Origin of the sequence: Intestinibacter sp. (genome assembly GCF_051866655.1) — a bacterium.
Taxonomy (GTDB): Bacteria; Bacillota; Clostridia; order Peptostreptococcales; family Peptostreptococcaceae; genus Intestinibacter.
This window is the reverse complement of the sequence record NZ_JBJDXL010000221.1, coordinates 1-4615: the sequence shown is the minus strand read 5'-3', so window position 1 is coordinate 4615 and position 4615 is coordinate 1. Positions and strand designations below refer to the sequence as shown.

Sequence of the window (4615 nt, the reverse complement as noted above, 5' to 3'; positions counted from 1 at the left end):
ATTTCCATTAATAGAGAAATATCTATAAAATCCTCTCTGATCCTTTTCTAATGTAAATGAAACATTAGTAGATATTCCATCAGCATTAGGTAAGTATCTATTAGATAAACTCAATATACCTCCTCCATTTAATGGATTGTCTAAAGTAATACCATCAGCACAAGGATTTCCAGTAGTACCTATTCCAAGTTTAGAATATATTTTAGATGAATCTCTATCAAAACTAAAGAATATATTATCTATACTTGCTGAATAGGATGGAATCCAAGAATAAAATGTTATCCATTTTCCTAATAGTTCATTAAAACATAAATTCCAAGCACATTCTTCAAATCCATATAAATTATCGTAGAACGTAAACATTAAATCTTGTTTATAAGCATTATAGTGAGTTTTAACATTTCTAATACCTATAACAGGAGTTAGTTCCCTCTCTTTTAATGTTATATTTCTATTTAAAAATTGCTGTACTTTAAAGTCAGAGATAACTTCAAATGTAGAGCCGTTAGTACGCCATATCTTCCTTGCAGTAGTATCTACTCCATAGATATAATTAGGTGTCACTGTGACACTCTCTATCCACTGACTACCGTAATTACTATTCAGCATTTTTGGGTTCTCTGGGAGAACGTTAGAGGTGTTTATAAACACTTCTCCACCTGCTCCTTCCCCCGCAAGTGCTCTTTCATTTACTGGTATGACTGCAACTCCATGTTCAAATACAGCAATAATTACACCATTAAATTCAACTAATTTGGTAATTCCGCCATATATAGTAGAATAATCTCTATAGTGAGTTAAATTGTAAACTCTATATCCATTTCTATACGAATCATTTATAAAGATATTACTATACATTATTCTAGTTGCAAATATATCTTTTAGATAAGGAACATCAGCCATTAAGAAATTAAATTTATTTCCTAAAGTTATACTATTCCCACTATTAATTACAGAAGATTCTGGAATCTTAGATTCTCCAGTAACAGATTGACTATATAAAGGATAAAATCCTCTGCTCAATCCAGTTAATCCATTTTCTTCATAGTGAGAATCGTCTGTAGTTCTCATGGATAAATTAATATTAGCACAGCATTTAAATGTTATCCAATGACCAATTTGAACTGCATTTATATCTCCCCTATTTATTTTTTCATTTTTTTCTTTATTTGAAACATCATAATGATCAATCCAAGTATCCTCATTAACTATTATATCATTATTTGGAGCTTCTGGGTCTTGGAAATTTCTAACCATTCTATGACTAAAGTTACATATATAACAATCGCCTCTATAAGCATTTACTCCACAGCCTTCACTATCTGAAATAATAGAATTAATATCTATTCTATCAGTTATTGGCATATATGCAGACTTATCTTCATATCTTATTTTAAAATAATCATTTACTTTACTTACATCATATCCAGGAATATGTATATTTACTATCTTAGCAAATTCATCAGAAAATCCTTCAATTCCAACATAAGTTCCAAATGATCCTCTAACTAAATTAGTTGCTTCTGTATCAATATCATCTTTAAGCAGATACCTAACTCTCCAAGCTTCCTCTGCATTACCTGCCCTTCCTATATACTTCTGACTTCCACTAGTAATCATAGGACAGTCATCATTTACCATAGTAAGTTTACATTCTGAATAGACATATTCAGTTTCAGGAGTATATGGAATATAAGTATCTACATAATAATGTCTTATATTAGTAAGATCTATATCTAATCTTCTATTAGATGGCTGATATTTAGTTTCTCTAATAGCAAATTTACCTCCAGTAAATAGTTGATTAAAGAAAGATTGTTTTAGTTCTGCTTCAGGACATATAAGTGCTTTATTATGAATGGATTTAGTATCTTTTGGATAATTATATAGTCTCTTTTTAAAATCATGAACTATTTTTCTTTCATCATCCATAAATCTTTCTGCAATCCATCTTCCTCCTCCTATCTTATCACATTTATCCTTATCTATTTTAGAGTAGTCAGTATATAATAATGGAATATAAGCATTCTTATCTAATCCTATAGTTATACCTTGAGCTAATATAGTAGGTATTCTCTTTTGTCTTACTATAAAGAATCCTTTAACTTTAGTTTTTAGTATTTTAAGAGCATCTCTATCAAAAGCTATTCTTAATCCTATAGGAGTAGAATGTAAGGTTCCATTATTATCAGATCCTTGTATTTGAGTTACTCCAGAAGATGAAATTCTAATTACTCCTTTGGCATTTTCTAATGGATGCGAAGATTTGTTTCCATAAGAATCTAATATAGTATAATCTCCACTATCAATAGCTATTTTATTTATAATAGGATTTCCATCTGAATCATAATTTCCTGATAAAGTAGGAATATTAGTATATAATCCACTAATTGAAGAATCTATCTTAGTTCTTACAGGTAATTTATCTCTACCTCTAATATTAAATACTGGAGACAAAGAAAAATCAGGCATTATGTATACTATTCCTAATCTATATATTTCTTCATCCCAATATCCTAATTTATTATATATATTTTTTACATTATAATATTCAAATTGATTAGTAGTATCAGAATATTCATGAGTAACATTTCCAACTGAATCTACAGCAAAAGGAATTGGATATATCCTTAAAGATAAATTAATTAAATCTTCGTAAGGAATATCTACTTTATTTACATTACCCATAAACAGCATATTTTGACATTGTGCTGCTGTTTTAGCAGATTCTACTAAATTATATTGAACATTTAATTCATTATCTGATATTTCAGAAGATGCTTCATATCCAGTAATAGTAATACTACATTGAGTATTTATAATTGGAAATTTATGATCTATTAAATAGTTTTTATGAGTTTGAACTCCATCTGTATCAGATGTAAATCTTGTATAATAAACTCTAACATTACTATATCCAGGATCTACATTTGATAGAGTAAATTTAATAAGTTTATTACTATTTTCATCTTTTACTCCTCCTTTAATAGATCCAATATCATTAACTCCACCAACATGACAAGTTACTACTCCTGTTTCTCCAACAAAATCTGTCATATTAGTATCTGTATCTTCGTATCTAAAATAGAATATATGATTTCCAACTTTACAAGATCCTCCATCTTCTATTCCATTGAAAACTATTTTGGGAATTAAACTAATTCGTTTATATAATGAAGTATCAATTTCGAATTGATCATCATCATATATATTAGCATCATTATTGCCCATTCTATTAATTATCTTATATGTATTATTCTCCATAGGTGTAAATCTAGTATTTATTAACCTAGGAGGATTTTTATCATCATTAATTATTAAATTTACTGATCCGTCATAAGAAGGTTGACATTCAATTTGAACTGGATGATTCAAATCAAAGTTAAGTTTTTCTGTAGTAAAATCAGTAAGTTCCATAGCTTGATTAGTAGTTGCAGCTCTAGTATTAGATAAAACTCCATAATAAGATAGATTTTTATAACTAATACTAGTAAGTTCAGATCCTGTAATTTCTGAATATATTGTATTTCCATCAACATCTAATACTTGATCTAAACTATTAGTTGCAACTTTATCAATACTAAGTCTATAATTTCTTAATGGATTATATTCCCATGCTAAATTTCCCTCATTTCTTAAACATCTATATAAAGGTGTTATAGAAAATGAAAAATTAAATCCACTTGTAGAAGGAATACCTAAACTACAATTTTTATAATCTTTAAGATTCATTTTAAAGGTTTATATGTAGAATTTCTTAGATAAATATCTCTACACATTCTAATATCACTAATATGTTTTCTATTGCCTCCATCAGAAACATTAGTAGATAATTTTTCTATTCTATTTCCCAAATTATTATTATTTAATACAGGAACTGGTGATCCATTTATTGAGCCTACTACAAATAAATTCTTTAAGTTAGTACAAGCTTCATTACTAAATAATTTTATTCTTGTAGCCTCATCAGAACTACCGCTAACATAAACTCCCGGAGCTGTTTTATAATAGATGTTATTAGCAGCAAAAGGATTACCCAAACTATCTACTCCTTCTAATAACTCATAAGAAGATGTTCCTTTATCTATATATATTAATGTAGGCCTATAAACAGATTCTCCATTTAAATATGCAGTAAATTGATCATAAATTATAGAAGCATCTATTTGAGTGCCTAAATCTAATGTTACTCCTAATAAATATGTATCAGTTTCTAATTCGGTTAATTCTGTAAGATCAATATCTATAGAACCTCTTATAACAGTATTATCCTCATTTATAGTTTCTATCTTATTATAAGGTATATTGATATAACTACATTGTAATACATTAGGCTCTCCAGTTGTAGATCCTATACTCTTAAACCATTCATCCTCTTCTATATTCCATTTTTCCTTACTAAGATAGTCTTTTACAGTCTCCTCAGTAAATGGATCATTATAATATAATTTTATAGGACATTTTCCTTTTGCAGCTTTTATACTATCTTTATTTACAGAATATCCAATATTAACTTTGGTAGGAAAAATTCCATGATAAGCCATTCTTGATAATTTAGTTATCCATAATTCTCTTTCTATATTTTTATGTAGAATGTGCATTATTTTTAATATTG

At 27.9% G+C, this 4615-nt stretch carries 2 protein-coding genes; both read right to left on the bottom strand.

Annotated features, from left to right (window positions below):
• A partial coding sequence (locus ACI3VO_RS06695; protein ID WP_439757161.1) for a hypothetical protein occupies positions 1–3732 on the bottom strand: 3732 nt, incomplete at its 3' end.
• On the bottom strand, positions 3729–4615 hold an 887-nt coding region (locus ACI3VO_RS06690), incomplete at its 5' end, for a hypothetical protein (RefSeq protein ID WP_439757160.1). The genes ACI3VO_RS06695 and ACI3VO_RS06690, both read right to left, overlap by 4 nt.